Below are 4394 nucleotides of genomic sequence, written 5' to 3' on the forward strand. Positions count from 1 at the left end.
ATCTTTTTGAAGACGGTCGGAATCGACTTGCCATATTCCAAAACGGCATCCATCGATAATTTGACTTCTTTATCATCGTTATCTAAATCTACTTTAACCCCCATGGAAGGATCCGTTTCATCACTGAATTTATCGGTCACGGTATCGATAATGTTTCCTTCCAATGACAGCACCCCATCAACATCCCGAACTGTGTTTCCGGCAATTTTTGCCAATACATCATCATCATAAGTTAAAACCGTTGCTACGTTGGTGTTATTTTCTTGTGTCATCTCGATTTCCTCCATTTACAGGTTATTCAACCCGGTCATCGTTCACGTCATTGGCAATATCATCTTTTTTGCGGGAGCTTTGCTGTTCCCATTCTTTTTTGGTCAAAACATCATTGATATTTAAATTAATCTCAACCACATCCAACCCGGTGTAATTTTTGATGGCTTTTTGTGTTCGACTACAAATTTCGTCAAAGATTTGCCGGGCATCAGCACCATACTCAATTGTCGCTTCCATATCCAAAGCGACCTGTTTTTCACCAACTTCGGCATCAATCCCCTTGGTTGGATCGGTTGTTTTTGAAAAACGGTCAGCTAATTCGCTCATCATCCCACCATCAAGCGACAGGACCCCATCGACACTTCGGCAAACTAATCCGGCGATTTTTTCAATCACTGAATTTTCAAACGTTAATTTTTTCGTTAATTCTGGTGCTGCAACAGTTGCGTCCATATTTTCCAACTCACTTTCTATTTAAACGTGTTGTTAATCATCACTTATCAGCTGACTAATGAGATTTTTAATCCCACCGAATTTCCAGATCACGGCACCAATCAACGCGCCAATGACCGTCAGCGCCAAGACAATTAGCATCCCGCTCAGGCCGGAAAAGACCCAAACGATTCCACAAATCATCCCGAAGATTGCACCGTACATGATTGCATTCATTGACTTTCCCTCCTATACGACCCGGGGTCTGCCGGCTTTTTGGCGCTTGGAAGCTGAGTCAAAGGGTTTCACTTTAACTTTGACCTTTTTGACGTCTACGTCCATCAAACGATGAACTTGATCAATCACAATGGTCTGAATATCTTCTCCAAGCTTTACCAGATCGTGGTTCAATTTGTCGACAGCCGTCACGTGGACCGTCGCAACCCGATTTTTCGTTCGTAATTTCAATTTGACAGTGACGTCATTAACATTTCCCTGCTCCATGATGGCGTTTCGCAAGATCTTTTCAACTGCCGGCTTGGAAATGCTTAATTTGCCATTTGGTGAATTAAACCGCAGTCGATCAGCCTTTCGTGGGGCAAATATCGCAATGGCGATGCCAACAATGCCAACCAGGGTGACGATCAGAGAAATCACGATCCCAAGCACCCAAATCCAAGTGGTCTGTGTTTGCACGCTTGGCAGCAGTACCCGGGAAACATGGTCAATCGGGATAACGATCCCAAGCAGCCACCCGGATTGAATAATTCCGACCAAACTAACCAGACATATGAGAAACTTCGTGAATCGATTCAATTTCAGACCTCCTTTCACAAAAGAGGTAATTTACTTGGCCATTCCACGAGTGACCATCGAAACAACCAGTACCAAGAGCACCGCCCCAACAATCGCAGGAAGAATTGCCATTCCCGCCAGTTGTGGCCCCCAGGAGCCAAAGATTGCTTCTCCCAGCCAGGCGCCAATTAAACCACCGACAATGTTTCCGATCCAGCCCATTGGCATGTCACGACTAACGATTGCGCCAGCAAGTGCCCCAATCAGCCCACCAATAATAAGTGTCCAAATTAAACTAAACATGATCATCATCCTTTCTGCACATAAATTTATAGAACTTATAGCTCTCTTGCTATGCTTTCATTCTACAATAACTACAAACTTATTGTGTGAATAAGATGTGAAGAATGTATGAAGATTTTCGCAAGCCCCTGATCATCGGTTTAAAGACAACAAAAAAGCCATCCCCTAAGAGATTGGCTGTTGATACACTTTCAATTATCGACTTGAAACCCAGGCTAAGATACCCAATGCGATCGAGCTGACCAAAATCAACCCCAACATAACCAAATGAAACTTCTTATGCATCACCGCTAACGCCAAATATTCACGAATGACGGCGTTGGGCAAATAATAAAAGGGCGTTTTGGCTCCAATCCCGAAGGCATCAAGACCAGCCTTTCGGGCAAGTATTCCCGCCCGCAAAGTATGGTAATTGCTGGTCACAAAGACCACTTTTGGCTGGGAGTCATTAGAGACTTTAGAAATAAGCTGTTTTGAAAACTGCATATTTTGAGACGTGTTTACCGACTGATCTTCGACCAACGTATCCGCCTTTCTGGCACCGTGTTCCCAAGCATACTGCTGCATCGCAACGCCTTCGGGTATTTTTTCATCACTGCCCTGCCCACCGGAAAAAATGAGTTTGGCGTGCTTGTTTGCTTTATGAATCTGGTGATTATAAAAGGCGATTCCACGGTTGATCCGACTTCCCAACAACCTGCCGACTTTATGGCCATCGACCAATCCCGCTCCTAAAACAATGATAAAGTCCTTATTGTTTCGAGGAAGATACAGCTGATAAATCAACATCGAAGATAAGGTCGTCCAAACAGTCAGCAGCACGTACAAAATGATCATCGTCAAAAAGCTGATAATAAATGTCTGAATCGGCAGCGGTGTTTGAATCGGGTTAAAGAAGATCAAAATATCAACTAAAACCACCCCGATTCCGGCAATCAAAGTCAATGAACTGCTGAGACTGTAACCTTCTCGCCGCCAGACAATAAAGGCGTTGACAAACAAAAAAATAAAACTCAATAGGAGTCCCAAAACGACCCCTAGTCCGGTCACAAATAAGGCAACGGCAATGACCAACGCGTAATATTTCTGATTAAACATGACAAATAATTGGACCAACAATGCTAATAAGGCAATTAAGGCCAAGTTAGCTAACCAGCCAATGACTGATGAATTGCGATTTTTAATTAAGTATGTAACTAATAAAATGGCTAAGGCGAAAAAAACAACCGCCGTCGCCGCTAACATGAGCATATCCAATCCCCCCCCAATCTAAGATCTTGCGAATGACAAAAGAAGGACCGAAAGTCGTCTTGACTGATCCGGTCCCCGAACTATTTCAGTTAGTTGTTACTTTGAAGCATACGTGGTATTTTGCATTTCTTCAGCCGCGAATACGCGAATAAACTGTAAAATTGCCTTGACCTTTTCATCACCGTATCGACTGATCCAACGATCAAATCTGGCAGTGATCAAATCGTTCACTTTTTTCTCGGTTTCTTTTCCGGTTGGTGTCAGGTGAAGATACAATCTTCTGCGATCGCTTTCAGCCGGTTTTTGGTAAATATAATCGTGCTGTAATAAGACTTTGATTTGGCGAGAAATCGCGCTTCGCGTCACTCGCCGTTCACTTGCGATGTCCATTAGAGAAACATTATCCTGTTCTGCAATTGTATGAAGAATCAAATATTGCTCGAAGGATAGACCATACTTGGTTGCCGGCTCTGAAACGAAATTATCTAAGTATTTTAAAGATGACAAATAAACGTCAATTGCTTCTTTTAATAAATCTGCATTGGATTTACTCATAGCTTTCACCATTCCCCTTTAATTATTAAAACTTACATCACCTTGATTATATATTGTCGGCAATATTGTCGCAACTAAATGCACTAACCTTTAACATTTTAGTGAATTATGCTTTATACTGATTGTTATAACAACAAAATAATTGGGGGCAAATATGGATAACCAAGTCATTGCTTTAATTCATCAAGTTGAATTAAATATTTTCAAAATGTTTGCGTCGATTGCACGAAAATACCAAATCAATTATATTGCACTGGGAGGCACCATGCTGGGTTCGATTCGCCACCAGGGATTTATCCCTTGGGATGACGATATGGACGTCGGCATGTTACGTTCCGATTATGAACGTTTCTTAAAAATCGCGCCCGAGGCCTTAAAGTCCGAGCACTATTTTCTCCAGACCCCTTGGACGGACGAGAATTACGCTCTAAGCTATTCCAAGCTATTGGATAGGAATACCTTCATTGAAGAAAAGAACAACGTTAACAACGCACGTAAAGGCGTCTTTTTGGATATCTTTCCACTGGATAAGATTCCGGACTCTTCTGCTCGCCAGCGCCGGCAAATCCTTGATATTAGAAGGCTTGACAGCCGAATCTATTTAAAGTTGCGTTATAATGTGATTGATAACCCAATGAGAAAATTTCAAAATCCGTTATCAGATGAACAGCTGGTCACTTCCGAGGACTTTAAGAAACAACGTGACGATATCATGACGATGTACAATGACAAGCCGGCCTTGATGAATGTCAAAAATTTGGCGTCTCAGTACGGTTACGACAAGG

At 42.4% G+C, this 4394-nt stretch carries 8 protein-coding genes; 1 reads left to right on the plus strand and 7 read right to left on the minus strand.

Features of this window, described 5'->3' with window-relative positions; translation table 11 throughout:
- The 7 genes from AB3112_RS08605 to AB3112_RS08635 all read right to left on the minus strand — a co-directional run.
- Nucleotides 1-272 (minus strand): Asp23/Gls24 family envelope stress response protein (locus tag AB3112_RS08605; protein WP_367334296.1); only part of this gene is annotated, 272 nt, incomplete at its 3' end.
- A 22-nt stretch (nucleotides 273-294) separates the two neighbouring features.
- Nucleotides 295-726, minus strand: a complete 432-nt coding sequence (locus tag AB3112_RS08610) for an Asp23/Gls24 family envelope stress response protein (RefSeq protein ID WP_084975152.1) — start codon at nucleotides 724-726, stop codon at nucleotides 295-297.
- Nucleotides 727-759: 33 nt separating this feature from the next.
- Nucleotides 760-942, minus strand: coding sequence for a hypothetical protein (locus tag AB3112_RS08615; protein ID WP_057910509.1), 183 nt, complete (start codon nucleotides 940-942; stop codon nucleotides 760-762).
- A gap of 12 nt (nucleotides 943-954) precedes the next feature.
- Complete coding sequence (gene amaP, locus AB3112_RS08620) at nucleotides 955-1521, minus strand: alkaline shock response membrane anchor protein AmaP (RefSeq protein WP_084975150.1); 567 nt, start codon at nucleotides 1519-1521, stop codon at nucleotides 955-957.
- Nucleotides 1522-1551: 30 nt separating this feature from the next.
- Nucleotides 1552-1803, minus strand: coding sequence for a GlsB/YeaQ/YmgE family stress response membrane protein (locus AB3112_RS08625; RefSeq protein ID WP_057910511.1), 252 nt, complete (start codon nucleotides 1801-1803; stop codon nucleotides 1552-1554).
- A gap of 195 nt (nucleotides 1804-1998) precedes the next feature.
- Nucleotides 1999-3054, minus strand: coding sequence for a YdcF family protein (locus AB3112_RS08630; RefSeq protein WP_367334297.1), 1056 nt, complete (start codon nucleotides 3052-3054; stop codon nucleotides 1999-2001).
- A 96-nt stretch (nucleotides 3055-3150) separates the two neighbouring features.
- Complete coding sequence (locus AB3112_RS08635) at nucleotides 3151-3621, minus strand: MarR family winged helix-turn-helix transcriptional regulator (RefSeq protein ID WP_167547574.1); 471 nt, start codon at nucleotides 3619-3621, stop codon at nucleotides 3151-3153.
- Nucleotides 3622-3763: 142 nt separating this feature from the next.
- On the opposite strand from AB3112_RS08635, the gene AB3112_RS08640 reads away from it, so the two are divergent.
- Nucleotides 3764-4394: phosphorylcholine transferase LicD (locus AB3112_RS08640; protein ID WP_367334298.1), on the plus strand; the 631-nt coding region annotated here is incomplete at its 3' end.

It is taken from the genome of Lentilactobacillus sp. (assembly GCF_040773105.1).
Classification (GTDB): Bacteria; Bacillota; Bacilli; order Lactobacillales; family Lactobacillaceae; genus Lentilactobacillus; species Lentilactobacillus parabuchneri.